Genomic DNA, 25,601 nt, shown 5'->3' with positions numbered 1-25,601 from the left:
GACCCCCGACATACCCACCCTGCCACCCGATCATTCGCCCCGGCCCGTATTCGTCCCGGAACCGACTCTTCCGGGAGTGTCGCGGACCCTCCCCAGCGGGCACCCCACGAGTCATGTATTCTTCTTTCCGTCACCACGGCGGCCCGCTCAGGCGGGAAGTTGGGGCGGCGGCACGATCCCCTGTAGCTCAATTGGCAGAGCAGCCGGCTGTTAACCGGCAGGTTATTGGTTCGAGTCCAATCGGGGGAGCGAGCGGGCCGAGGGCCGCTGTATCCGCAGAAAGCGCGGATGTGGCGGCCCTCTCTCTATGTCTGCTACCGGGGGCCGAGCCCCCGGACGCCCCCACGGTGCGGGGGTTGCGCTGGGGCATGTGCGCGCGGGTAGTGCGGCGGGGGTTGCGCTGGGGCATGTGCGCGCGGCTAGTGCGGCGGGGTTGCGCTTGGGGCTTGTTCAGCGGGGTTGCGGTGGGGGCTTGTGCGCGCGGCTAGTGCGGCGGGGGTTGCGCTTGCGGGTGACGTTGTAGTGCTGATCAGGTTGAGTGGGGCGTAGGGCGGTCCAGGGGGCTGTGCCCAGTGGGGCCACTATCCAGCAGGTCAGGGCGCGATAGGTCAGGACCGCGGCGGTCGCGGGTCCGGGGACGCCTGCCCAGGACCATCGTGGCGACGACGAGCCCGGCTTCGATCACTCTGTTGCCGATGGCGGTGAAGGGGATCTGCCTGACCTGTCGCAGCTTTCGGGGCAGGGTGGCGGGCCTGTCGGAACCGGTGGACCCGGCTCTCAGCTGTCGTCGGTGACCGGCGACGGTCCGGGTTGTCGGCGACGGCCGAGTGCGGCGGGTGGGTAGGGCCAGGCCTGTCACTCACGTCACGTCACGTCACGTCACGCCGCGCAGGGCAGCCGCAGCCGCCGCGACCGCCGGGTTCGTCCGCGTCCGCGGAACTGCCGGAAGCCGTAGGCCGCCGATTCGCTCCATCGGCGCCACCGGGCTGGTCGCGGGCGTGGTGATCCTCATCCTGTCCCCGATCCGGGCGCAGGGGTCGGCTCCCGTGATTTCTGGCGGGAGTAGGTGACGTTCCGATCCGGGACGTGAGCTACCACCCCGGTGCCGGTGGTAGCTCCCATCGTCGTCAGCTGAGCTGTTGCCGGACCCAGGAGAAGAAGGCGTTACCCACTCTCGGCCTCACTCCGCCGGAGAGCCGGCAGCTCCTAGACCTGTTCTTCGAGCAGATCACCCGTGCGGAGTACACCGTGCGGCTCCGGTGGCGGCCCGGCATTATCGCCTTCTGGGACAACCGGGCGACCGCTCATCTGACGGCTCTGGACAACGATCATCTCCGGCAACCACGGGTCCTGCACAGGGTGACCATCGTCGGAGACGCTCCGGTCGGGGCAGACGGGTTCGTCTCGCAGCCCGTTCAGGGGGAGTCGTTCGACAGCCCGAAGTCGTGAAGGATTCCGCGGGAAGCGACAGGACGTCGCTTCCCGCGGCCCTTCGCCGTAGTCAGCGGGCTGTATCGCTCTGAAGGTCGCGGAGCTGGATTTCGGCGGTGTTCTGCAGGAAGCTCTGCTGGGACACCGGTACGAGGACCGCGTCGCGGTGGAAGTCCGCGATGGTGGTCGCGCCGCAGCTGATCAACGTTGACTTGAGTTTCACGATGGTGGTGTCCACGTTGTCGTAGAGGGAGCCGGCGTAGGGGACGTAGCCGTCGACGCCTTCCTCGAAGGTCAGCTTCGTGCCGCCGCCGTGGTCGTAACGGGTGACGTTGCGGGCGCGGTTTGATCCTTCGCCCCAGTATTCCTTGAACAGTTGGCCGCCGACCCGGACGATCGGTGCCGGGCTCTCCGCGCAGCGGGCGAAGTATCGGCCGAGCATGACGAAGTCGGCTCCCAGTGCGAATGCCACGGCCATGTGTGAGTCGGTGATCAGGCCGCCGTCGCAGCACAGCGGCACATAGATTCCGGTCTCCCGGGCATAGGCGTCGCGGGCCTCGACGACGTCGATGAGCGCGGACGCCTGGCCCCGGCCGATGCCTTTCTGGTCCCGGGTGATGCAGATGGAACCGCCGCCGATCCCCACCTTGACGAAGTCGGCTCCGGCGTCGGCCAGGTAGCGGAAGCCCCGCCCGTCGACGACGTTGCCCGCGCCGATGCGGACCCGGTCGCCGTAGCGTTCCCGCACGTAGGCGATCGTCTCCGACTGCCAGACGGAGAAGCCGTCGGAGGAGTCGATACAGAGCAGGTCGGCGCCCGCCTCCACCAGCGCCGGAATGCGTTCGCGGTAGTCGCGGGTGTTGACCCCGGCCCCCACGCGGAACCGCTTCTCGGCGTCGATCGACTCGTTGCGGAACTGCTTGTGCAACTCGTAGTCGCGGCGCAGGACGATGGACTGGAGGGCGCCCGTCCCGTCGACGATGGGGAGCACATCGAGCCGGTTGTCCCAGATCAGCGTGTTCGCCTCGGAGAGGGAGACCGTCGGGGGAGCGGTGACCAGGTCCGCGGCGGGCCGCATGCGCGACGCGACGTCGTCGTCGAGGTTGTGCCGGCGCGGGTGGAAGTCGTCGGTAGAGATCAGGCCGATGAACGTGCCGTGGGGTGACCCGTCATCAGTGACCACGGCAACGTCTCGCTCCGCCGACTCGAGGAGGATCGTCACCTCCCCGAGGGTGGCGGAAGGTTTGATGTTGATGTCGGAGAAGCGGAAGCCTGCCTTGTGCCGTTTGACCGCCGTCACCATCGCGGCCTGTTCCTCGACGGTGTTGTTCTGGTGGATGAAGCTCAGGCCACCGCACTGCGCGAGCGCGATGGCGAGCCGCGGTGAGGAGACGGCCCCCATGATCGCGCTGGTCAGCGGTGTTGCCACGGTGATGGGTGAGGGTTCGCCGACCGGGTGCCGGACGAGCGGTACCCCCAGATCGATCTGGTCCGGTGTGCATCCCGCGGTGGTGAGGTTCGGGAGCAGCAGATACTCGCTGAGCGTACGGGAGACCTAGTCGACGATCCGCAAACCGAACTCCTCTCAGATGGAGCGGGCGCGTAGGGCAGCCCAGGAAGTCGCGCCGAGGGGGAGTATCAGCCAGCAGGTGAGGGCTCGGTAGGTCAGGACTGCGGCGGTTGCGGCTGGGGGTGGGCCGCCCAGGGTGGTGAGGGTTACGACCAGGCCGGCTTCGATTACTCCGATGCCGCCCGCCGTGAACGGGATCTGGCGGGCCAGTTGGGCGCCGAGGAAGGCTGCGGCGATTGCGGGGAAGGGCAGGTGCAGGCCTACTGCTCGCAGACAGACCAGGAGGCACAGCAGGTCGCCGAGCCAGTTGAGGATTGCCAGGGTCAGGACGGTGAGCCAGCGGCGTGGGGGTACGGCTGCGGCCAGGGTGGCGGTTTGCCGAATCAGGCGCCGAAGTTTGCCGGCCGTAGTGGTGGGCTCGTCGGAGCCGGCAGCTGGAGGCGGTGAGCAGGCACCGGTGATGGACACCACGGGGCTGGAGTTCGCCGGTGTGGTCGGCCGGGTTCCCTTCAGGCGGCCGGCCAGGATGAGCAGCGCTGTGGCCGCGACCGCTGCGGCGGCTGCGAAGGCCGGGCCGGCGTGGATGAGGGCTTCGCCGGCGTAGAGGAGGGCCAGGCCTGCCACCGATGTCACGCCGCACAGGGCGGTCACGGCTCCCGCGACGGCGGCGTTCGCCCCGCGTTCCCGGAACTGGCGGAAGCCGTAGGCCGCGGCGACCGCTGAGCCGCCGGGCAGGGCCATGGTCATTGCTGAGCGGGTGACGGTGATGGCGATGGCGCGGCGGAGCGGCATGGTCACCCCGAATGCGCTGAGCAGTCGTCGTTCCTGTTCTGCGAACGCGACCAGTGAGGTGCTGTGCAGGGCCACCGCGACGATCAGCCAGAGGGGATCGGCTCCGCGCAGGGCGCTCCACGTCTCGGCGGCGCTCGGTAGGTGCCCGCGCAGGCTGATCAGGGCTGCGCCGGTCGCGACGGCCAGCATCGCCAGCGAGATCCAGAGTTTGCGCCCACCCCACGGGGAGCGCGGAGGCCGGGGCGGTGCGAGGGACGGTTCCTCGTCGCGTCCCGGCGTCAGCAGCTGCCCGTTCACCATGTGAATCCTCCCCGTCGGCGTCTTCGCGGACAGCATCACCGGTGATGGTTAAAGATTTCGTAAGCAGAGGCCCGGTGGTGATTATGCGACGTTCCGCATAATCGCCACCGGGTGGGCCCTACGGCCAGGCGAGGGCCGGAGCGAGGACGGGGAGGGTGGGGCGCCACCAGGGTTCGTTGTCGGTGTACCAGCGGACCGTCGCGGCCAGGCCCTCCGCGAAGGGGACCCGGCAGGTGAAGCCGAGTTCGTCCTGGAGTTTGCGGCCGTTGAGGGCGTAGCGCAGGTCGTGGCCCTTGCGGTCCTCGACGTACGTGATCAGGGTGGGGTCGGCCTGGCAGAGGTCCAGGAGGGCGTCGGTGATCTGGCGGTTGGTGAGTTCGGTGCCGCCGCCGACGTTGTAGATCTCGCCGGGGCGGCCGTCGGTGAGGACCAGGGCCACGGCTCGGCAGTGGTCGTCGACGTGGATCCATTCGCGGATGTTGCGGCCGTCGCCGTAGAGGGGGACGGGGAGGCCGTTGAGGAGGCGGGTGATGAAGTGGGGGATGAGTTTTTCGGGGTGCTGGTAGGGGCCGTAGTTGTTGCTGCAGCGGGTGATGGAGACCGGGAGGCCGTGGGTTCGCCAGTAGGCGCGGGCGATCAGGTCGCTGGCCGCCTTCGACGCGGCGTAGGGGGAGTTGGGGAGCAGGGGCCAGGTTTCCGTCCACGCGCCTTCGTTGATGGAGCCGTACACCTCGTCGGTGGAGACGTGGACGACGCGGGAGACTCCGGCGGCTACGCAGGCGTCCAGGAGGAGCTGGGTGCCGAGGACGTTGGTGGTGACGAAGGCCGCAGGGTCGGTGAGGGAGCGGTCCACGTGGGATTCGGCGGCGAAGTGGACCACGGCGTCGTGGCCGGGGACCACTCGGCGCAGCAGGGCCGGGTCGGTGATGTCGCCGACCACGAGGTTCGCGCCGGCGGGGAGGTTCTCGGGGTTGCCGGCGTAGGTGAGTTTGTCGAGGACGGTGAGGTCGGCTCCGGTCAGGGCGGGGTAGCCGCCGGCCAGGACCGTACGCACGAAGTGGGAACCGATGAAGCCGGCGCCACCGGTGACGAGCAGTTTCATGCCGCGATCTCCACTTCCGTGTCGTCGCCGAGGACCAGGCGGCGGCGGAGGCCGTCGGCGGGGGCGTTGCGGACGCGGGCGCCGCGGCCCAGGACAGAGCCGTAGATGCCGCGGACCTGGGTGACCGCGACGGAGTCCAGGACGATGGACTGCTCGACACCGGCGCCGCGGAGCTGGCAGTTGCGGCCGACCGTCGTGTAGGGGCCGAGCCGGCTGTCGTCGATCACCGAACCGGCGGCGATCATCACCGGGCCGACGATGCGGGAGCGGGTGACGCGGGCGCCGGGCTCGATGATGACCTCACCGATGAGCTCGCTGGCGGCGTCGACCGTGCCGTCGACGCGGGTGGTGATGGCGCTGAGCAGCTCACGGTTGCAGTCGAGCACGTCCTCGATGCGGCCGGTGTCCTTCCAGTAGCCCTCGAAGCGGCCGGCGTTGACCGGGCGTCCCTCGGCGACCAGCAGGGCGATCGCGTCGGTGATCTCCAGCTCGCCGCGAGGACTCGGCGCGATCCGGCGTACGGCTGAATGGATCTCCGGGGTGAAGAAGTAGACCCCGATGACCGCGAGATCGCTGCGGGGGTGCTGGGGTTTCTCGACGAGGGCGGTGACCCGGCCGTCGGCGTCGACCTCGGCCACACCGTACTCGCGGGGGTCGGTGACCTTCGTGACGGTCACCTGCGCGGCCGGGCGGGTGCGGTGGAATTCCTCGGCGAGGGAGCCGATGCCGCCGACCAGCATGTTGTCGCCCAGGTACATGACGAAGTCGTCGTTGCCGAGGAACGGCCGGGCGATCCGCACACAGTGGGCGAGCCCGCGGGGGCGGTCCTGGCGCAGGTAGGTGAGGCGCAGCCCGTACGCCGAGCCGTCGCCGGCGCTGGCCTGGATCTCGTCGCCGCGGTCGCCCACGATGACGCCCACGTCGTGGACGCCGACGGCGGCCAGCGACTCCAGGCAGTGGGCCAGCACCGGTTTGTTGGCGATCGGGATCAGCTGCTTGGGCATCGAGTGACTGAACGGGCGCAGCCGGGATCCGGTGCCGCCGGCCAGGACCAACGCTTTCATGGCAACCCTCTTCGGTAGGGGAGAGGTGATCGCGGCGCGACCAGGACACCTTGGTACGCGCCGAGCGACGACGCCGGGTCGAGCACGGCTGGAGGAAGCCGGGGCGACCACGGCTTGAGCGCAGCTCGATGCGCTGTCCCTAGCGTCTGCGCGACCAGTATTCGAGCCGCCGGGAGTTTCCATGACGCAAAGCGCGAAGGCACTCATCCTCGAGCAGGTGGCGAAGTATCACCAGGAGGTGGCGCCGCGCACCGAGTTCGTCCCCGGCGTCACGCCCGTGTGGCCTTCGGGTGCCGTGCTCGACGAGTCCGATCGGGTCGCCCTCGTGGAGGCGGCCCTCGACATGCGGATCGCCGCCGGGGTGACCTCGCGGACGTTCGAACGCAAGCTGGCCCGCGCGGCGGGGCTGCGCAAGGCCCACATGACCAACTCCGGCTCGTCGGCGAACCTGCTGGCGTTGTCGGCGCTGACGTCACCGGTGCTGGGCGACCGGCGGCTGCGGCGCGGCGACGAGGTGATCACGGTGGCGGCCGGGTTCCCGACCACCGTCAACCCGATCATCCAGAACGGGCTGGTGCCGGTCTTCGTCGACGTGGAGCTCGGGACGTACAACACCACCGCCGACCGGGTCGCCGCGGCGATCGGGCCGCGCACCCGGGCGATCATGATCGCGCACGCGCTCGGGAACCCGTTCCCGGTCGCGGAGATCGCCGAGCTCGCCGACAAGCACGGACTATTCCTCATCGAGGACAACTGCGACGCGCTGGGCGCGACCTACCAGGGCAAGCCGACGGGTACGTTCGGCGATCTGACCACCGTCAGCTTCTATCCCGCCCACCACATCACGACCGGTGAGGGCGGCTGCGTGCTGACCGACAACCTCGTGCTGGCCCGCATCGTCGAGTCGATGCGGGACTGGGGCCGCGACTGCTGGTGCGAGCCGGGCGAGGACGACACCTGCCACAAGCGCTTCGGTTACCAGCTCGGCACGCTGCCGGCCGGCTACGACCACAAGTACACGTTCTCGCACGTCGGCTACAACCTGAAATCCGGTGACCTGCAGGCGGCCCTCGGCCTCTCCCAGCTCGTACGCCTGGACGAGTTCGGCGCCGCCCGCCGGCGCAACTGGGACCGCCTGCACGAGCAGCTCCAGGGCGTACCCGGACTGTTGCTGCCGCGGGCGACCCCGGGCAGCGAACCGAGCTGGTTCGGTTTCGTCCTCACGATCACCGACGACGCACCGTTCACCCGCCAGGAGCTCGTCAACTTCCTGCACACGCGGCACATCGGCACCCGCCTGCTGTTCGCCGGGAACCTCACCCGCCACCCCGCCTACCTGGACCAGGAGTTCCGGGTGTCCGGCGACCTCACCAACAGCGACATCATCGCCGAACGCACGCTCTGGCTCGGCGTCTACCCGGGGCTGACCGTGGAAATGATGGACTATGTCGCGGCCAGCATCCGCGAGTTCGTGGCCGGTCGTTAGCGCGCGTCTTCGATTCGTTTCCAGTCGGGTGGGCTCGGCGATAAGACCGCAAGGCCAGATGCGGCCTTGCGGCCTTGCGGGTTTGTGCGCAATTTCGTGGCTCGAGCCTTGCCACCTACTGCAGACGAATAGGTGTGATGTTTCGAGACGTTGGTCGAGGGGGTTGGGATCAACGTCTCGGAACATCACACCTGGGCCGCGCGCCAGACGTCGGCGACGGCGTCGTTGAGGTTGCGGCGGGGGTGCCAGCCGAGGCCCGTTGCCGCGGCCTCGATGCGGACCAGTTGCCGGTCGGTTCCGCCGCGTGCGGTGGTTGCGGCCGGGATGGTTCTGAGGTGTACGGGCGCAGCGCTGACCCGTACCAATGATTCCACCAGGCGGCGGGGGGCGACCGGTTCTCCGGAAGCGACGTTGTAGAGCCCGGTGCCCGGTGCTCCCAGGGCGGCGAGCACGGCGGCCGCTACGTCGCCGGCGTGCAGGAAGTCCCGTTCGCCCGGTGCGACCGGCACGGTGAACTCGCCGGGTGGCGCGTTCCGGAGGCGTCGGGCGAGGCCGCCGAGGAAACTGCGCGCCGGTAGGCCCGCGCCGATCGCGGTTCCCAGCCGCAGGACGGTGCCGCCGCCGTCCAGCACCGCGCGGGTGCCGGCGAGCTTCGAGATCCCGTACGGCGTCGCTGGTTGTTCCTGCGTGGATTCGTCAAGGATGCGCTGGTCGCCGTACTCGTAGATCGATCCGAGCTGGACCAGGCGCCGCCCGCCGGCAATGGCAGCGAGCCGCGCCGGCACCTTCGCATTGATCGCGGTCAGAGCGGCCGGATCCAGGACGGCGCTCCACAGCAGCCCCGCGCAGTTGACGATCGCGTCCGGGCGCGCGGACCGCAGCAACGCCCGCAGGTCCGCGGTCGGACAGGCGGCCAGATCGAGTGGAACCTCGCCGCTGCGGGACACCGGTACGACCTGCCAGCCGGCCGCGCGCAACGCGGCGGCCACGTGCCGCCCCAGGAAACCGGAACCACCCACCACCAGAGCTCTCATCCGCGCAGGATCACGGCCCCGGCTCGAATGTGAGCCGCGGAGGGCGCCGCGATCGCCGTTCCAGCGCGTCTCTACCGCCGGTCAGCACGATCGGCGTCAGCACCGGTAAAGGAGGAACCAATGGCGCACCGCAGCCTGATCGTCGCCCGGCTGGATCCACGCCACCAGGACCGGGTCGCCGAGCTCTTCGCCGAGTCCGACGCGGGTGAGCTTCCGCATCTGGTGGGCGTGACCCGGCGGACCCTCTACAGCTTCCACGACCTGTACTTCCATCTCGTCGAGGCCGACAACGACGTCCCGGCCAAGGTGGACGAGGTGCGCCGCGGCGAGCTGTTCCAGCACATCGACCGCGGCCTCGCCGAGTTCGTCAGCCCGTACCACCCGTCCTGGCGCGGGCCCCGCGACGCGATGGCCACCCCGTTCTACGAGTGGCGCCCGTGAGCGCCCCGACCTCCCTGGGAACCGTCATGACCAGCAAAGCTGTCCGTGCCCACGACGTCACCCCGAACCGCCGGCGCGGCGGCGACCTGCGGGTGCTGCTCGGCCCGGCCACGGCCGGTGCGACCTCCGGCTTTCTCGGGACGGTACGCCTCGAGCCCGCCGAGTTCGTCGCCGAGCACCTGCACCCGTACTCCGAGGAATTTCTCTATGTCGTCAGCGGCACGGTGACCGTCCGCATCGAGGGCGAGCCGGTCGAGCTCGCCGCCGACGAGGGGGTTCTCGTGCCGATCGGGCAGCGCCACCGCGTCGAGAACACCGGTGACGGCCCGGCGCACCTGGTGTTCCACTGCGCTCCGCTGGCCCCCGACCCGAAGCTGGGCCACGTCGACACCGAGGAGCTGCCGAACCCGGGCCTGCCGCACACGCCGGTCGGGGGTGGACGGTGAACCGCCGGGTGGTCCTGACCGGCATCGGCGTCGTCGCACCCGGCGGGATCGGCACCAAGGCGTTCTGGAAGATGATCACCGATGGGCGTACGGCGACCCGCGCGATCAGCCTCTTCGACGCCACCGGTTTCCGCTCCCGGATCGCCGCCGAGTGCGACTTCGACCCCGCCGAGGCCGGGATCGCCGACGCCGGACGGCTCGACCGCGTCGCCCAGTTCGCCGTGGCCGCCGCCGCGGAGGCCCTCGCCGACAGCGGTCTCGACACCACCGCGCTCGACCCCGCGCGGATCGCCAGCGTCGTCGGCAGTGCCGTGGGCTGCACCACCCGTCTCGAGGACAACTACCGGCTGGTCAGCGCGGACGGCCGGGACTGGCTCGTCGACCCGGCCCGGGCGGCGCCGTTCCTCTACGACTACCTGGTCCCCAGCAGCCTCGCCCGTGAGGTCGCGTGGCTGACCGGCGCTGAGGGTCCCGCCGCGGTCATCTCCACCGGCTGCACGTCCGGGCTCGACGCGGTCGCGCACGCGGCGCGGCTGATCGCGGAGGGCAGCGCCGACGTCGTGGTCGGGGGCGCCGCGGAGGCACCCATCTCGCCGATCAGCGTCGCCTGTTTCGACGCCATCAAGGCCACCTCGGCCAACAACGACGACCCGGAACACGCGTCCCGGCCGTTCGACGACCGCCGTGACGGGTTCGTCCTCGGCGAGGGCTCGGCGTTCTTCGTCCTGGAGGAGGCCGGTGCCGCCGAGCGCCGCGGCGCCCACGTCTACGCGGAGTTCGGGGGGTACGCCGGGCGCGGCAACGCGTTCCACATGACCGGTCTGCGCCCCGACGGACGGGAGATGTCCGAGGCCATCGACGTGGCACTACGTCGCGCCGGGCTGGCCGCCGAGGATGTCGATTATGTCAATGCGCACGGCTCCGGGACGAGGCAGAACGACCGCCACGAGACGGCTGCCGTCAAGCGGAGCCTGGGCGCGCACGCATACCGCGTACCCATGAGTTCCATCAAGTCCATGGTCGGTCATTCCCTGGGCGCCATCGGGGCGATCGAGCTCGCCGCCTGCGCCCTCGCCCTGGAGCACCAGGTGGTGCCACCCACCGCGAACCTCGACGTCGCCGATCCGCAGTGCGACCTCGACTATGTGCCGCACACCGCCCGTGACCAGCGACTCGACGCCGTGCTGAGCGTCGGGAGCGGCTTCGGCGGGTTCCAGAGCGCCGTCCTGCTAACCCGTCCGGGGGTGACCCGATGACCGCCACGATCACCGGCCTCGGCATCGTCGCGCCCAACGGCGTCGGCGCGGACGTCTACTGGCCCGCGACCCTCACCGGGCGTTCCGGGCTGAGCCGGCTGCCCGAGGGCCACGCCGTCCGCGTCGGCGGCGTCGTCAGCGGCGAGCGGGCTGCCGGCGTACCGGGCCGTATCGCCGTGCAGACCGACCGATGGACGCAGCTGGCGTTGCGCGGCAGTGCCCTCGCCCTCGCCGACGCGGGCCTGGACCCGGCCGAGCTCGGTCCGTTCGATCTCGGGGTGGTCACCGCCGCGTCCTCGGGCGGCAACGAGTTCGGCCAGCGGGAGATCCAGAAACTGTGGGCGCAGGGGCCGGACCACGTCGGGGCGTACCAGTCGATCGCCTGGTTCTACGCGGCCACCACCGGGCAGGTCTCCATCCGGCACCAGGCCAAGGGGCCGTGCGGCGTGCTCGTCTCCGAACAGGCCGCCGGGCTCGACGCGCTCGGCCAGGCCCGCCGGGTCCTGCGCGACGACACCCCCGTGGTGATCTCCGGTGGGACCGAGGCGCCGCTGTCGCCGTACGCCCTGCTGTGTCAGGCCGGGAACGGCGCGATCAGCGAGGGGACCGACCCGGGCACCGCCTACCTGCCGTTCGACCGGCGGGCCGCCGGATACGTTCCCGGTGAGGGTGGCGCCATGATCGTTCTGGAGGACGCAGGGCACGCCCGCGGTCGTGGCGCCCGCCGCTATGCCGATCTGGCCGGGTACGCCGCCAGCTTCGACCCGCCGCCGGGCTCGCCGCGGCCGCCGGCGCTGACCGCGGCCATCCGCGGTGCCCTGCGCGACGCCGGGCTCGGCCCCGCCGACATCGACGTCGTGTTCGCCGACGGCGCCGGAACCCGCGACGCGGACCGCGCCGAGGCGGAGGCCATCGCCGCGGTGTTCGGCGCGGGCGAGGTGCCGGTCACCGTCCCCAAGACCCTCACCGGACGGCTCTACGCCGGGGGTGCGTCGCTCGACGTGGCCACGGCCGCCCTGGCCATCCATCACGACCTCATCCCGCCCACGGCCGGCGTCACCGACGTCAGCCCCGACTGCCCCATCGACCTCGTCCGCGACCTGCCGCGCTTCGGCTCCGTCCAGTGCGCGCTCGTCATCGCCCGCGGCGCCGGCGGCTTCAACGCCGCCGTCGTCCTGACCGCCCCCGCCGGTTGAAGAACCCCGGCTCCGGACGGCCGCCCCGGCGTCCGGACCACCCCGCTCCGGACGGCCGCCCCGGCGTCCGGACCACCCCGCTCCGAAGGGAACCGACCATGTCCACGCACACCATCGGCGAGCTGACCGACCTCATCCGCGAGACGATCGGCGACGACGACTCCGTCGACCTGGACCGCGACATCCGCGACATCCCCCTGGTCGACATCGGCGTCGACTCGCTCGCCAAGCTGGAGCTGGCGGCCGCGCTGCGGCACCGATACGGCGTCGTCACGCCCGACGAGGTCCTCGACACGCTCGACACCCCCGGCGACATCCTGACCTGGGTCAACCGCACGCTCGTGGCGGTGGCCTGATGCCCGGGCACACCGACAACAGCATCGTCATCGACGCGTCGCTCACCCGCATCTGGCACATGACCAACGACGTCACGTCCTGGCCGCGGCTGTTCGGGGAGTACGCCGACGCCGAGATCCTGCGCACCGACGGCGACACCGTGCTGTTCCGGCTCACCAAGCACCCCGACGAGAACGGCAAGACCTGGAGCTGGGTGTCCGAGCGCACCCCGGACCGCAGCACGTGGACGGTCAGCGCGCGCCGCGTCGAGCCGGGCCCGTTCGAATACATGAACATTCGCTGGAGTTACGAGCAGGTCGACGGCGGCGTGCGGATGCGGTGGGTGCAGGACTTCGCGATGAAGCCCACCGCGCCCGTCGACGACGCGACGATGACCGAGCGGATCAACGCGAACACCGTGCACGAGATGGCCCGGATCAAGCGGATCATCGAGAGCGCCCGTTCCGCCACCGCCCGGCTCGGGCGTCCCGTGCGGAGCCCGGCATGAGGGTGCCGGCCCTGGCCGCACTGCCCGCGCTGACCAACGGCGTCGCCGCGGGCATCATGCTCGCGACGGTGATCGGCGTGGTCCCGCTCATGGTGGTCTCGAGCTACCCGCAGTACGTGCGGATGGTCCAGTTCATGTGGCCGCGCTACGACCCGGCGATGCCGATCCTGAACGGGCTCAGCCTGCTGCTGGACGTGACCCTCGCGATCACCGGGCCGCCCGCGGCCCGTGACTGGTACCTGACCGCCGCGGTGCTGCTCGGCACCGTCATGGCCATCTCCATCACGCGCAACGTGCCGGTCAACAAGTTCGTCAGCCGGCTCGACCCGGACGACGAACCGGCCGACTGGGCCACGGTCGACCCGCGCCGCCGGTGGCAGCGCTGGAACCTCACCCGCACGGTCGCCGCGCTGTCGGCGTTCGCAGTCAACATCCTCGCGGCCGTCGCCGCACTTGCCTCCTGACCCGTACGACGAAAGGCAGTCACCCATGAGTATCTCCCTGGCAGGAAAGAAAGCGCTGGTCACCGGTGGCACGCGCGGCATCGGCCGCGGCATCGTGCTGGCCCTGGCGGCGGCCGGCGCGGACGTCGTCACGTGTTACCGCAGCGAGGGCGAGCACGTCGAATCACTCGCCCGCGAACTCAAGGAACTCCCCGGCGAGCACCACCTGGTCCGTGCCGATGTCAGCGTCCCGGCCGACATCGACCGGCTGATCGAGGAATGCCAGGTCCGCCTCGGTGGCCTGGACATCGTCGTCAACAACGCCGGGGTGATCAGCCACGTCCCGTTCGACAAGCTCGAGGCCGGGGAGTGGGCGCGGGTCCTCGACACCAACCTCACCGCGGCGTACCTGGTCATCCAGAAGTCACTGGCGCTGTTCGGCGACTCCGCGTCCGTGATCAACGTCGGGTCGCGGGTCGCCACCGTCGGCATCCCGCTGCGGGCGCACTACACCGCCGCCAAGGCCGGGCTCGCGGGGCTCACCCGCTCGCTGTGCAAGGAGCTCGGCCCGCGGGGGATCCGGATCAACGTCGTCGCGCCCGGTGTCATCGCCACCGAGGCCGAGCTCACGCCCGAGATCCTCGCGAAGTACGAGTCGATGACGGCGCTGCGCCGCCTCGGCCGCACCGACGAGATCGCCGGCGCGGTGCTGTTCCTCGCCAGCGACCTGTCCGGATACATCACCGGCGAGACCATCAATGTGGACGGAGGAATCTGATGACGTTCCGCGTACTGCTGCGCATGGAGGTGCACCCCGGCGCCGGCGACGGCTTCGAGAGGGCGTGGCACGAGGGCGCCGGTGTGATCACCGGTCAGCGCGCCAACCTGGGCCAGTGGCTGTGCCGCGGCGAGGACGAGCCCGGCATCTATCACATCATCAGCGACTGGACCGACGAGAAGTCGTTCCGTGACTACGAGCAGAGCCCCGAACACCTCGTCCACCGCCGCACCCTGCACCCGTTCCGGTTGCGGGGCAGCATGGCGACGGCGACGGTGCTCGCGGACCTGCCGGGTGCGGCGGCCTCGTGACCACCCGGGTACGCGTCCTGCTCTACGCGACCGCCCCGGCGGACTCACCCGACGCGGTCGCCCGGGTCTACCACCAGATCAGCGAGGCGCTGCTGGGCACGCCCGGCCTGCTGCGCAACGAGCTGCTCAGCGGCGTCGACAAGCCCGATTCCTTCGTCGTGCTGTCCGAATGGGAGAGCGAGGAGGCGTTCTTCGAGTGGGAACGCGGCGCCGACCACCGGCAGGTCACCGCGCCGTTGCGGCCCTACCAGGACGCGGGCTGGCGAGACGCGTTCGGTGTGTACCGGGTGGCGGGTGACTACACCGCCGTCGGCTGACGCCAGGCTCACACAGAAGCGCCGCGGGTCCGGAAGGATCCGCGGCGCTTCTGCTTGTGCGTGAAGGTCAGGCCGCTTGCCACCGTGCCGGCACCGGGAAGGCTTCCCGCAGGAATCCGGTGGTCAGGTCGCCGATCGCACCCGCGGCGCGGACCAGCGCATCGCCGTGCGCCACCCCCGGCACCTCGGCGTAGCGGGCACCGCTGATCTCCTCCGCGGCGGCCCGGACCGCGTGCGGCGGGAACAGGATGTCGTGCTCGAACGCCACCAGCAGGGCCGGTGCGGTGATCGCCGCCCATGCTGCCCGCTGCTGGTCCGACCCGGCCCAGCCGGCCGCCGCCGCGCCCTGGTCGACCGGGCCGCGGCCGTCGCCGGTGCGCAGCCGCAGGTGGGCCAGCATGGTCGCCGCCATCGGCTCGTCGGCCAGCAGGGCGTACGCCGGCACGGTCGTCATCAACTCCACCAGCGCCGACACGTCAGGCCCGTACGGCCCGTGCGCCGACTCCTCCTGATGCGCGGCCAGCACCGCGCGCTGGAACGTCGTCGGCGTGCCGGAACTGGCCAGCAGCACGGCGGCCCGTACACCCGGCCGGGTCGCGGCCACCCGCTCGGCGATCATCCCGCCCAGCGACAACCCGCACACCGCCACCGACTGCCAGCCGAGCCGGTCGAGCAGCGCACCGGCATCGTCGGCGAGCTGCTCCACGGTGTACGGACCCGGCGGCGCCACGGTGTCGCCGCTGCCCCGGTTGTCCAGGGTCAGCACCCGGTATCCGGCGTCGACGAGCCGGGGCACCAGCGTCACGTGCCAGAAGCGCCGGCTCATCGCCCGCCCGCAGAACAGGGCGACGCGTGGCCCGTCCGGTCGCCCGTGCAGGTCGTACCGGATCTGAACGGTCCCGAGATCGGCGACGGCCATCAGAGCCTCGCCAGCAGTTCCGGGCCGATCAGGTCCTCGGCGGGCAGGGCCCCGGCCACCACGGCGAAGTAGCGGTCGGTGAGGTCCTGGTCCCCCTCGATGGCCCGCAGCAGCGCGAGCCGGTCATTCTGCACCGTCAGCTTCGCCGTGAGCAGCGTCGCCTGATATCCGGGATCGAGCAGCACATCACGTTCCTCTCCGTACGCCCGGAGCGCCGCCGCCGTCCGTGACCGGTCCGGCAGCACCCCCCGCAGGTGCTCCGCCAGCAGCGCCGCCTGCGCGAACGCGTCGGTGATCCCGCGTGCCGTGATCGAGTCCTTGTGATGCCCGGCGTCGCCGACGAGAGCCCAGCCCGGCCCGCCCGCCTGCCGCAGGAAGTTGAGCTGGTCGCCCTTGGCGCGCAGCCGTTCCACCTGGGTCGCCCCGGCCAGTCGCCCGGCGAGATCGGGTGCGGTGCCGGCGATGTTCTTCAGGTACGACCGTTGCGCGTCCTTGCGGACCGCGTCGAACTCGTGGTGCGGGAAGTACGCGGCGACCAGGGTCAGGTCGTCGTTCGTGCGCACCGTCCCGACCCAGCGGTTCGGGGCCTCGTAAAGCTCGAAGTCGGCGGGCAGGTCCTGCCAGTAGGTGTAGTAGATGCAGGTCAGGGAGGGGCGTTCGGCGTAGGAGCGGGCGCCGGCGAGCCGGGCCACCGTGGAGCGCATCCCGTCCGCGCCGATGACCAGCGCACACCGTTCGACGTGCTCCCGGCCGCCCGCGGTGTAGCGGACCCCGCTCACCCAGCCGTCGTCGTCGAGCAGGCCGGTCACGGTCGCACCCATCCGTACGGTCACCCCGGCCTGCGCCGCGGCTTCCGTGAGAATGCCGTCCAGAACCTGCCGGCGCGGACCGTAGGCGGCGTTGTCACCGGACGGCACGGCGGCCTGCCCGGTGAGCCGGATCCCGGCCACCTCGTAGACCGTGCGGCGCATCGCCGGCGCCCCGGACGCGACGACCGCGTCGAGCACGCCCCACTCCCGTAGCCGCTGCACTCCCGGCTGATGCAGGTAGTGGGTGGAGACCGTGTCGGTGGCGACCGCGGCCCGTTCCAGCAACAGCACCCGGTATCCCTGCCGGGCCAGCAACATGGCGGTCGGCGCACCCGCACAGCGGGCGCCGACCACAATCGCGTCGTACATGAGATGCCTCCTCGAGAAGATCAGACGGCGACGGGTACGGCCACCTCGGCGAGTTCCTCCAGCCACAGCGCGCCGAGCCGGCGGCCCCGCGCGTCGTCGAGCACGTCGGTGCGGAACCAGATCCGGGCACCCAGTCCCCGGTCGAGCCACAGCTCCAGGGTCAGTTCGAACGCGGAATGGTGATGACGGGGGACCGCCGACTCGCAGCGGGCACCATCGATGACCAGGTCCGGCGCCTCGTAGTTCTGCACCACGAAACCGGCCTGGCAGAAGGGATTGCGGTCACGGGTACGCGGTTCGCTCTCCCGGAGCAGCCGCTCGATCGGCATGTACTGGAAGCGCAACGCGGTGGCGAGCTGCTCGGCCGCCCGGCGCAGATCCGTCGCCGGGCCGGCACCGGGAACAGCCGTGAACCGGGCCGCGACCCCGGACGTGAAACAGCCGATGACGTCCTCGGCGGCCGCGGTGGTCCGGCCTGCGACGGGGATCCCGATCGCGAAGTCGTCCGCCCCGGTGAACCGGCGCAACGCGCGCACCCACGCGGCCAGCAGCGCGGCCTGCACCGACCCGCCGGCCGCCGTCGCCGCCTGCTCGGCGGCCTCGCGCAAGCCGTCCGGCACGGGCACCCAGACCTCGCCGACCTCCCCGGTCGCGGTGTCCGGGACCTTGCCCAGGGGCAGGTCGGGGACGCCGTCGAGCTCCCGGGTCCACGCCCGCAGGCGGTCGCGGTCGGCCGGTGACTCGCTCAGGTCCTGGGCCAGCCACGCTGCCTGGTAGTCGATCGGGGTGCGAGCGGCGAGGCGGCCGGCGTACGCGTCGGAGAGTTCCCGGCAGAAGATCGCGCCGGACCAGCCGTCGAACGCGGTGTGATGCACCGAGAACGTCAGCAGATGCGTCTCCGGGCCGGTTCGTAGTAACAGACCCCGGATCGGGAGGTCCACGTCGAGCCGGAACGGGCGCTCCAGGAAGTCCTGCGCGCGGCTCTGTGCGTCGTCCGGCGCGCAGTCCTGCACGGCGAGTACGTCCGGCACGTCCGCGGGGGCGGTGATGACCGGGCGGATCCCGCGGTCGCCCTCGCGCAGGAGCCGGGTCCGCAGAGCCGAGTGCCGGCCGATGACCGTACGCAGCGCCGCGGCGAGCAGGTCAGCGTCGAGCGGCCCGTCGATGCGGTGCTGCATCGGGGTCAGCCCGTCGCCGTTGCCGGGGCTGCGCACCTCGAGGTACCAGAACCGCCACTGCGGTACTGGCAGACCGGCCTGCCACCGCGACTCCGACCGGGTCGTCCGGCGTGGCCCCGGACCGGCCGTGACCAGCGTGGCCATGTCCCGGGGCGTCGGGTGGTGGAAGATCCGCGCCGGGTCGACCTTGACCCCCGCGAGCGCACCGAGGCGGTGCGCGACCCGGATCGCGGTGATCGACGACGCGCCGGCGTCGAAGATGTTCGTGTCCCAGCCGACCGGCACGTCGAGCAGCTCGCGCACGATGTCGAGCACCTCGCCGGTCTCCTCCGATTCCTCCACCTGCGCTACCGGGGTCGTTGCCGCGGAGGCGATGCGGGCGAGTTCCGGCAGGTCGGCCTTGCCGTTCGCGGTGACCGGGAGGCGGGACAGGCACACGACCAGGTCGGGGACGTAACCGGCGGGGAGGAGCTCGGCGACCGCGGTGCGCACGGCCGCGCCGTCCAGGGTGGAGACGACGCAGGCCACCATCCGTTGCACGGAGGTCAGACCGGTGCCGTAGGGCAGGGGGAGCACCGCGGCGGCCCCGACCCCGGGCAGCCGTTGGAGTGCCGCTTCGACTTCGGCGGGCTCCACGCGTACCCCACGGATCTTGAATTGACGGTCGCGTCGCCCCGCGATGCGCAGCAGGCCGTCGGTGCCGAGTGAACCCAGGTCGCCGGTCAGGTAGACGCGGGTGGGGCCGCCGAGATCCACGGTGGGGAACTTCGCGCGCGTGGCCTCCGGATCGCCCAGGTATTCCAGGGCCAGGCCGTCGCCGGAGATCGCGATCTCGCCGCGAACCCCGGCCGGGACCGGTCGCAGCTCGTCGTCGAGGACGTGCACGGCCGTGGCCAGCACCGGACGGCCGATCGGCACGTCACCGTCCTCGTCAAAACCGGCGAGGGGGAACGAGGTGGTGAAGATCGCCGATTCCACCGGACCGTACGCGTTGTGCACAGCGACCCCGGCCACCTCGTCACGGCACCGGCGCAGATGCGCGGGGGAGACCCGCTCGCCCCCGGTGATGACGGTGCGTGCCCCGGCGAACGCCTGCACGTCGGCGTCGACGATCGCGCTGAACAGCGTGGACGTCAGGAACATCGTGTCCGCACCCCGCGCCACCGCCTCGCGCACATCGTCCGGGCCCGTATACCGTCCCCGGTGGATCACCGTGACGCCGCCGCGGGTCAGCGGTGCCCACACCTCCATCGCGAACGCGTCCCACGGGCTCGGCGCGGCCTGCAGCATGCCGTGACCCGCGCCGACGTCCAGGAGGGGGTCGAACGCCACCCGCAGGATCGCCCGGTGCCCGGTGAGTACCCCCTTGGGCACGCCGGTGCTGCCCGACGTGAAGAAGACGCAGCAAGCATTGCCTTTACCGGCGAACGGGACGGGGGGTGAGCCTTGCAATGCCTTCACCGGGATCCGCGTCACCTGCGAGGGGCGGGCCGGGTCGCCGACACAGAGGCGGGCACCCGTCAGCGCCGCGATGTCCGCGTAGCGCGCGTCGGGCCAGTCGGCGTCCACGATGCTGTAGACAGCGCCGCACCTCAGGACGGCCAGGATGACCTCGATCAGCTCGGCGCCGCGGGGCAGGTCGACGAGGACGATGTCGTCCGGGCGTACCCCCCGCTCGTGCAGGCCGGCGGCGATCCGCTCGGCGGAGGCCACCAACTCGGCGTACGTCAGCGACTCCGAGCCGTCCCGCACAGCTTCCGCCTGCGGGGTGAGCCCTGCCCAGTGCCGCACCCAGTCGTCGATGCGGCGTTCGTTGTAGGTCATCACTGCACCTCCGCCAGTCGTTGCAGTTCACGCATGTCGACCTTGCTGTTCGGGGTGAGCGGGAACGCGTCGACGAACGCCCAGCGGGCCGGGACCGCGTACGGTGCCAGCGTCTCCGCGCAGAACCGCTTGAGCTCCGCGGCGGCGTCGGCGAGCGGTTCGGCCAGCACCACGCCGGCCAGCACCCGGCGGGACGCGTCGTCGCCGTCGGTCGTGCCCACGACGACATCGACGATCGCCGGGTGCGCCGCGATCCGCTCGCGGATCTCCCCGAGCTCGATGCGGAACCCGCGCACCTTCACCTGGCCGTCGCGGCGGCCGAGGAACCGCAACCGGCCGTGGGTGTCCCAGCGGGCAAGGTCACCCGAGTGGTAGAGCCGCGGTCCGGTGCCGGTGCCGTCGACGTCGAGATTCCCGAACGCCGCCTTGGTCCGCACCGGGTCGTCGAGGTAGTCGATGGCGACGCCGGGGCCGAGGCAGCAGATCTCGCCGACGCCACCGGGCGGCACGAGACCGCCGGCCGCGTCGAGCAGCACGATCCCGGTCCCGTCGATCGGGCCGCCGATCGGGAGCTGCTCCTCGACCTCCGCCGGGTCGGTCATCGCGTACTGCGTGGCGATGACTGTGCCCTCGGTCGGCCCGTACGCGTTCGCCAGCACCAGGCCCGGGAAGCGGGTGAGGATGTCACGGACCGGCTCGGCCGGCACCACGTCCCCGCCGACCAGCAGGATGCGCATCGTCGCGAACGCCTCCGGCCGGTAGCCGGCGACCGCCCGGAACAGCGCGGTGATCAGCAGCGCCGTGGTGATCCCGTGGTTCTGCAGGAAGTCCGCCAGCCGACCCGGCTCGGGCAGCGCGTCGGGGAACGCCTCGATCGACGCGCCGTTCACCAGCGCCGGGAAGATCTCCCACACCGAGGCGTCGAACGACAACGGCGCGACCCGCAGCATCCGGTCACCCGGGCGGATCGGGAAGTGTACCGAGCGGTCCGAGAGCCGGGCCACCCCGCGATGCGCGATCCGCACGGCCTTCGGCAGACCCGTCGACCCCGAGGTGAAGACGAGATACGCGACCCGGCCCGGATCGTTGCCCGCCGGTGGTTGCACGTCCACCGGTTCGGTCCCGGCGACCGCGAGGCCGTCGACGGGTTCCAGCACCGGGCAGCCGAGCACCAGGTCCGCGAGCCGCTCCCGGCGGTCGGGGGTGGCCAGGAGCACCACCGGTCTGCTCACCGCGAGCATGTGGGTCAGCCGGGCGGGTGGGTTGGCGACATCCAGTCCCACGTACGCCGCCCCGAGCCGAAGAATGCCCATCAGCGCGACGGTCTCCGCGATGGACCGGGGCACCGCCACCGCCACCACGTCACCCTCGCCGACCCCGTGCCCGGCCAGCGCCACCGCCTGGTGGGCCGCCGCGGTCATCAGGTCGCGATAGGTGATGGACCTGCCGTCGTCCTCCCGTACGGCGACGTGATCCGGGTACATCTGCGCCGTACGCGAGATGAGCTGCCACAGGTCGTCGGGGCGCTCGACGTCCGGCCCGTTGCGGACCGCCTCGAGGATCGCCCGCTGCTCGCGGGACATGCCGCGCACGGTTCCCAGCCGGGAATCGGGGTTCATGGCCAGGTCCGCGAGGGTCGCCTCGTACGCGGTGGCCAGGCCCAGCGCGTCCTGCGTGGTCAGCGCCGACGTCGCGTACTCCAGGACCAGCTTCGGCATGTCGCCCCAGTGCTGGACGAACAGCGACGCGTCGGAGGCGGCCCAGCCGGCGTACGACTCGTGCACCGTCGCGGTCAGCTCACCCGCGGTCATGTCGGCGGGCAGGATCTGGTCGTGCGCCGAGAACCCGATCTGCGCCAGCGGCATCCGGCGCCCGTCGACCACCGCGTCCAGCGACCTGGCCAGCTCGCCGATCGGCACGTCGGCGAACTCCACCGACTCCACCAGCGACTGCGCGGTGGCCTGCAGGTATTCGCGGACGGGCCGGTCGTCGCGCACGTCGCAGCGGATCGGCACGAGAGCCGCGCACGGTGCGATCAGGTTCATCAGCCGGGCATCGGTACGCCTGCTCGTCGCCGTACCGATCAGGAACCGGGACTGCCCGGTCCGCCGCGCGATGACCAGCTGCCAGGCCGCGAGCAGCACCGCCGTACGCGACACCCCCGCGATCCGAGCCAGTGCCTCCGCGCCCTCCTTGGCCGCCGCGCCCAGCCCGAACCGCAGCCGATCGCCGCGGAAGTCGAAGTGGTCGGGGCGCACCGCGTCGCTCGGCAGTTCCACCACCGTCGGGTAACCCCGCAACTGCTCCACGCGCCGGGTGGCGAGCTTGGCCAGCCGGCCCGATGCCAGGCCCTCCGCCCGGCGGATCGCCAGCAGCTCCGGTGTCGCCGCCGGGGCGGACGGCACCGAGGGCCCCCCGGCCAGCTCGCCGTAGACGTCGAGCAGCTCGCGGGTCAGCAGCCCGATCGACCAGCCGTCGGCCAGCGCGTGGTGGAACACGAACGTCAGCAGGTGGTGGTTCGGCGCGAACCGGGTCAGCAGGAACATCATCGGTGGCCGGCCCAGCGCGGCGGTGAAGTGCCGGCTCCCGCGGTCCAGCGCCCCGTTCACCACCTCCGCGGGGCTGGCGTCGGCCGGCGTCGGCGCGTGCTGACGGATCACGCCGGGCAGCCACTCGGGCAGCACCCGCCGGCTCCAGCCGTCACCCTCCTGCCGGAACGCCGTCCGCAGCGACTCGTGCCGGGCGATGAGCAGATGCACGGCCTCGGTGAGGGTCTGCACGTGCAGCGGGCCGGTGAGCTCCAGCCCGAAGACCTGGTTCTGGGATCCGTTGCCCATCAGCGCCTCGGCGTGCAGGAAGCCCTGCTGCTCCGGGACGGGTTCGAGTTTCCACCGTGGATCGGGGTCCAGCTGCGGCGCGGCCTGCTGATCCGTCGGCTCCGGCACGGTTGCCAGCGTGTCGGCCAGCGGATCGAAGCCCAGCAGGCCGAGAATGTCGACCGGGCGGCCGAGCTCGGTCTCGCAGCGTACGGCGGCTTTCATCGCATCGAGAGAACTGCCACCGAGTTCGGTGAATGACGCCGTCGCTGCCCGCCGGACCACGTCCTCGACCGGGCGGGACAGCACCGCCGACATGATCTCCACAAGCGGTGTGATGTCTGTGCCCACATGTCCTCCGACCATCGTTGCGCGAGCCCGGAGGCGATTCCGGGTCCGGGCGCAGCGTGCCGCCCGGCGATCGAGCCCTGCTCGACCACCGGCGGCTCGACCCGCACCCGAGCACGGCACGCCACCCTGGCCGGCGACCATGACGCGAGGATGGAGCCGCCGTGCGGATGATGTTCGTGACCTGGGCCTGGCCGACCCATTTCTTCCCCCTGGCCCAGCTCGCCTGGGCGGCGCGAGCGGAGGGCCACGAGGTTGTCGTCGCCGCCCCGCCGGAACTGAGCCCGACGATCACCGCGGCCGGGCTGCCCGCCGCCGCAGTCGGTGCGGGGCTCGACATCCGGCCGCTCGCCGGGCGCTTCTTCGCGTCCCTGGCCGCCCGGGACAGCCCGCTCGAGTGGTCGGAGATGCGGGCGTGGGGGACGGGGAACCTGGCCACCTATCGCAAGATCGCCGCGGCGATGCTCGACGACACGGTGGCGTACGCCCGCGCGTACCGGCCCGATGTCGTGGTGCACGACCCGACCAGCTTCGCCGGGCCGATCGCCGCGGCGGACACGGGGGCGCTGCCCGTACGCCATATCTGGGGAGCCGACTACACGATCCGCACCCGGGAGTTCGAGGCCGCCGCCCTGGAGCCACTCTGCGAACGCCTCGGCCTGCCCGGCGTTGACTCGGTGGGCGCGGTCACCGTCGACCCGTGCCCGCCGGGGATGCAGGTACCCGCCCCGGTACGGCGCCTGCCGGTACGGTTCGCCCCCTACAACGGCGCGGCCGAGGTGCCGCGATGGCTGATCGGGCTCGCCGGGCGGCCACGCGTGTGCGTGCTGGGCAGTACGGCCGTCGCGTACTTCACCGACCGCCACGTCAGCCCGTTGCCCGTGGTCACCCGAGCCCTGGCCGGCACCGGCGTCGAGATCCTCGCCATCGGCGCGGACCGCGACCGCGGCGACCTCGGCCCGGGTGCGTCCCAGGTCCGCCACGTGCCCGCCACCGCGCTGCACCTCGTCCTGCCGCACTGCGACCTGCTCGTGCACCAGGGCGGCGGGGGAGCGATGATGACCGCCCTCGCCGCCGGGATCCCGCAGGTGACACTGCCACTTTTCACCGATCACGTCTTCAACTCACGCCGGCTCGCCGCGGCCGGCGCCGGCCGGTGGATCTTCGCGAACAGCGCGGACGTGGATGGCGTACGCCGTGAGCTGCTCGACGTGCTGCACACGCCCGGCTATCGCACGGCCGCCCGCGCGCTGGGTGCCGAGATGGCCGCCCAGCCGCCCGCGTCCGATGTGGTCGCCCACCTCGCCGAAATGAGTGTCTGAGACCATGCGCATCCTCTTCACCACCCACCCGGCCAGCGGCCACCTGCGCCCACTGGTCCCGATCGCGCACGCGGCACTGCGGCAGGGCCACGAGGTCGCGGTGGCCGCGCCGGCCGTCCTGGCCGGCGAGATCGCGGGTTACGGCCTCACCCCGCTGACCGCCGGGTACGACTGGCGCTACGAGGTCTACGACATGATCCCGCCCGGGTACGCATGCTTCGGGCTGATCGAAGCCGCCGAGGCGTTCACCGCGCTGGGCCGCCCGCTGACGGAGGCGTTCGCCGGGCACGTGGCGCGCGGCACGGCTCGTGACCTGCTGGCCACCGGCTTCAAGCCCGACGTCGTCGTCCGGGAGCTCGACGAACTGGGCGGCTACCTCGCGGCGGAGGCCCTGGGCATCCCGCACGTGTCGATCGCGTCGTTCGGCGGCCTGGACGACGTACGCCCGGAGGTGCTCGGCCCGATCCTCGACGCCGGCCGCCACGAACTCGGCCTGCCCGGCGACCCGCGCGGCGAACGCCTCTACGGCCACCTGCACGCGAACTTCCTGCCCCCGCAGTACAGCGCGGCCGAGATGATCCTGCCGAACACCCGCTGCTACCGCCACCCCAACGCCGAACAACGCGACGGCCGCCTCGACGCCGCCCTGGCAGACCTGGACCTGAGCCGCCCGTTCGCCTTCGCCGGCTTCGGCACGGTCGTCTACAACCTGCCCGGCTCGGACACCCTCGTCGACGCGACGATCGCGGCTCTCGGCGACGTCGACTGCACGGCGGTGCTCGCGGTCGGCTCAACCGGCCGGCTCAACCGCGACGTCCCGATCCCGCCGAACGTCCACCTGGTCACATTCGTCGAGCAGGCCCTGATCCTCGAGGCCTGCGACGTCTTCATCACCCACGGCGGTCTCAACAGCATGAAGGAAGCGATGCGCCTGGGCGTCCCGATGCTCTCGGTCCCCGCCCTCGGCGACCACCGTCACAACGCGACCCAGGCGGAGGCGCTCGGCATCTCCCGCACGGTCGCCCTCCGCGACGCCGACGCACCTACGCTGGCCGCCGGCCTCACCGACGTACTCACCAACCCGGGCTACCGCACCGCGGCCCGCCGCCTCCAACGCCACATCCACGCCCAGCCCCCGGTCGACGTCCTGATCGACGACATCGCAGCGCTGGTCTGACCTGCTCCGTTCCCCCTGAACCGCTGCC

General features: G+C 71.5%; 22 protein-coding genes, 1 tRNA gene and 1 pseudogene. 15 read left to right on the top strand and 9 right to left on the bottom strand.

The genetic code is table 11. The features are described from left to right. Nucleotides 1-176 precede the first annotated feature (176 nt). Both Ahu01nite_RS36650 and Ahu01nite_RS36645 read left to right on the top strand, forming a co-directional pair. Nucleotides 177-249, top strand: a tRNA-Asn gene (locus Ahu01nite_RS36650). Nucleotides 250-1,086: 837 nt separating this feature from the next. Then, entirely contained in the window at nt 1,087-1,449 is a 363-nt protein-coding gene (locus Ahu01nite_RS36645) for a TauD/TfdA dioxygenase family protein (protein WP_203841323.1), read from the top strand. Nucleotides 1,450-1,501: 52 nt separating this feature from the next. Here the strand turns inward: Ahu01nite_RS36645 and Ahu01nite_RS36640 are convergent. The 4 genes and pseudogenes from Ahu01nite_RS36640 to Ahu01nite_RS36625 all read right to left on the bottom strand — a co-directional run. Continuing rightward, nucleotides 1,502-2,974, bottom strand: a pseudogene (locus Ahu01nite_RS36640) (IMP dehydrogenase); the annotation flags it as partial. A gap of 42 nt (nt 2,975-3,016) precedes the next feature. Next, nucleotides 3,017-4,093 (bottom strand): lysylphosphatidylglycerol synthase transmembrane domain-containing protein, encoded by a 1,077-nt coding sequence (locus Ahu01nite_RS36635; RefSeq protein WP_203841322.1) that lies wholly within the window; start codon nt 4,091-4,093, stop codon nt 3,017-3,019. Nucleotides 4,094-4,211: 118 nt separating this feature from the next. Then, the gene (gene rfbB / locus Ahu01nite_RS36630; protein ID WP_203841321.1) at nt 4,212-5,195 is read right to left on the bottom strand and encodes a dTDP-glucose 4,6-dehydratase; all 984 of its coding nucleotides are present in this window, start codon (nt 5,193-5,195) and stop codon (nt 4,212-4,214) included. Then, a complete protein-coding gene (locus tag Ahu01nite_RS36625; protein WP_203841320.1) occupies nt 5,192-6,259 on the bottom strand; it encodes a glucose-1-phosphate thymidylyltransferase in 1,068 nt (355 codons plus the stop codon). Before Ahu01nite_RS36625 ends, rfbB begins: the two co-directional genes overlap by 4 nt. 181 nt (nt 6,260-6,440) lie before the next feature. On the opposite strand from Ahu01nite_RS36625, the gene rfbH reads away from it, so the two are divergent. Then, nucleotides 6,441-7,745: a lipopolysaccharide biosynthesis protein RfbH gene (rfbH, locus tag Ahu01nite_RS36620; protein ID WP_203841319.1), complete on the top strand. Its 1,305-nt coding sequence runs from the start codon at nt 6,441-6,443 to the stop codon at nt 7,743-7,745. 185 nt (nt 7,746-7,930) lie between these two features. On the opposite strand, the gene Ahu01nite_RS36615 is transcribed toward rfbH, so the two are convergent. Next, a complete protein-coding gene (locus tag Ahu01nite_RS36615; protein ID WP_203841318.1) occupies nt 7,931-8,779 on the bottom strand; it encodes an NAD-dependent epimerase/dehydratase family protein in 849 nt (282 codons plus the stop codon). A gap of 120 nt (nt 8,780-8,899) precedes the next feature. Between Ahu01nite_RS36615 and Ahu01nite_RS36610 the strand changes: the two genes are divergently transcribed. The 10 genes from Ahu01nite_RS36610 to Ahu01nite_RS36565 all read left to right on the top strand — a co-directional run bounded on the left by Ahu01nite_RS36610 (nt 8,900) and on the right by Ahu01nite_RS36565 (nt 14,811). Then, nucleotides 8,900-9,220: a TcmI family type II polyketide cyclase gene (locus Ahu01nite_RS36610; RefSeq protein ID WP_203841317.1), complete on the top strand. Its 321-nt coding sequence runs from the start codon at nt 8,900-8,902 to the stop codon at nt 9,218-9,220. 26 nt (nt 9,221-9,246) lie between these two features. Continuing rightward, nucleotides 9,247-9,666 carry a cupin domain-containing protein gene (locus Ahu01nite_RS36605; RefSeq protein WP_203841316.1) on the top strand — a complete coding sequence of 140 codons (420 nt, stop codon included), beginning with the start codon at nt 9,247-9,249 and terminating at the stop codon, nt 9,664-9,666. Further along, nucleotides 9,663-10,922: a beta-ketoacyl-[acyl-carrier-protein] synthase family protein gene (locus Ahu01nite_RS36600; RefSeq protein ID WP_203841315.1), complete on the top strand. Its 1,260-nt coding sequence runs from the start codon at nt 9,663-9,665 to the stop codon at nt 10,920-10,922. The genes Ahu01nite_RS36605 and Ahu01nite_RS36600 overlap by 4 nt, the downstream gene beginning before the upstream one ends. Then, nucleotides 10,919-12,118 (top strand): ketosynthase chain-length factor, encoded by a 1,200-nt coding sequence (locus tag Ahu01nite_RS36595; RefSeq protein ID WP_203841314.1) that lies wholly within the window; start codon nt 10,919-10,921, stop codon nt 12,116-12,118. The genes Ahu01nite_RS36600 and Ahu01nite_RS36595 overlap by 4 nt, the downstream gene beginning before the upstream one ends. Before the next feature lie 98 nt (nt 12,119-12,216). Continuing rightward, nucleotides 12,217-12,474, top strand: a complete 258-nt coding sequence (locus Ahu01nite_RS36590) for a phosphopantetheine-binding protein (protein ID WP_203841313.1) — start codon at nt 12,217-12,219, stop codon at nt 12,472-12,474. Next, entirely contained in the window at nt 12,474-12,962 is a 489-nt protein-coding gene (locus Ahu01nite_RS36585; protein WP_203841312.1) for an SRPBCC family protein, read from the top strand. The genes Ahu01nite_RS36590 and Ahu01nite_RS36585 overlap by 1 nt, the downstream gene beginning before the upstream one ends. Next, complete coding sequence (locus Ahu01nite_RS36580; RefSeq protein ID WP_203841311.1) at nt 12,959-13,426, top strand: anthrone oxygenase family protein; 468 nt, start codon at nt 12,959-12,961, stop codon at nt 13,424-13,426. Before Ahu01nite_RS36585 ends, Ahu01nite_RS36580 begins: the two co-directional genes overlap by 4 nt. 25 nt (nt 13,427-13,451) lie before the next feature. After that, on the top strand, nt 13,452-14,183 hold the full coding sequence (locus tag Ahu01nite_RS36575) for an SDR family NAD(P)-dependent oxidoreductase (RefSeq protein WP_203841310.1): 732 nt from the start codon (nt 13,452-13,454) through the stop codon (nt 14,181-14,183). Next, nucleotides 14,183-14,494 carry an antibiotic biosynthesis monooxygenase family protein gene (locus Ahu01nite_RS36570; RefSeq protein WP_203841309.1) on the top strand — a complete coding sequence of 104 codons (312 nt, stop codon included), beginning with the start codon at nt 14,183-14,185 and terminating at the stop codon, nt 14,492-14,494. Before Ahu01nite_RS36575 ends, Ahu01nite_RS36570 begins: the two co-directional genes overlap by 1 nt. After that, nucleotides 14,491-14,811, top strand: coding sequence for an antibiotic biosynthesis monooxygenase family protein (locus Ahu01nite_RS36565; RefSeq protein ID WP_203841308.1), 321 nt, complete (start codon nt 14,491-14,493; stop codon nt 14,809-14,811). Before Ahu01nite_RS36570 ends, Ahu01nite_RS36565 begins: the two co-directional genes overlap by 4 nt. Nucleotides 14,812-14,878: 67 nt before the next feature. Here the strand turns inward: Ahu01nite_RS36565 and Ahu01nite_RS36560 are convergent, their stop codons facing one another. The 4 genes from Ahu01nite_RS36560 to Ahu01nite_RS36545 are packed head-to-tail and all read right to left on the bottom strand — an operon-like array spanning nt 14,879 to nt 23,077. Beyond that, a complete protein-coding gene (locus Ahu01nite_RS36560) occupies nt 14,879-15,730 on the bottom strand; it encodes an alpha/beta fold hydrolase (RefSeq protein WP_203841307.1) in 852 nt (283 codons plus the stop codon). Further along, the gene (locus Ahu01nite_RS36555; protein WP_203841306.1) at nt 15,730-16,908 is read right to left on the bottom strand and encodes an NAD(P)/FAD-dependent oxidoreductase; all 1,179 of its coding nucleotides are present in this window, start codon (nt 16,906-16,908) and stop codon (nt 15,730-15,732) included. The genes Ahu01nite_RS36560 and Ahu01nite_RS36555 overlap by 1 nt, the downstream gene beginning before the upstream one ends. A 20-nt stretch (nt 16,909-16,928) precedes the next feature. After that, a complete protein-coding gene (locus Ahu01nite_RS36550; RefSeq protein WP_203841305.1) occupies nt 16,929-19,910 on the bottom strand; it encodes an AMP-binding protein in 2,982 nt (993 codons plus the stop codon). Further along, on the bottom strand, nt 19,910-23,077 hold the full coding sequence (locus Ahu01nite_RS36545; RefSeq protein ID WP_203841304.1) for a non-ribosomal peptide synthetase: 3,168 nt from the start codon (nt 23,075-23,077) through the stop codon (nt 19,910-19,912). Before Ahu01nite_RS36545 ends, Ahu01nite_RS36550 begins: the two co-directional genes overlap by 1 nt. A 167-nt stretch (nt 23,078-23,244) precedes the next feature. Here Ahu01nite_RS36545 and Ahu01nite_RS36540 point away from each other — a divergent pair, with 167 nt between their 5' ends. Beyond that, a complete protein-coding gene (locus Ahu01nite_RS36540) occupies nt 23,245-24,396 on the top strand; it encodes a nucleotide disphospho-sugar-binding domain-containing protein (RefSeq protein ID WP_239159433.1) in 1,152 nt (383 codons plus the stop codon). 4 nt (nt 24,397-24,400) lie between these two features. Then, a complete protein-coding gene (locus Ahu01nite_RS51505; protein ID WP_203841302.1) occupies nt 24,401-25,573 on the top strand; it encodes a glycosyltransferase in 1,173 nt (390 codons plus the stop codon). Nucleotides 25,574-25,601: the final 28 nt, after the last annotated feature.

It is taken from the genome of Winogradskya humida (genome assembly GCF_016862215.1).
GTDB classification, from domain to species: domain Bacteria; phylum Actinomycetota; class Actinomycetes; order Mycobacteriales; family Micromonosporaceae; genus Actinoplanes; species Actinoplanes humidus.
The sequence above is the reverse complement of the archived record's forward strand: the minus strand, read 5'-3'. Positions and strand labels throughout refer to the sequence as shown.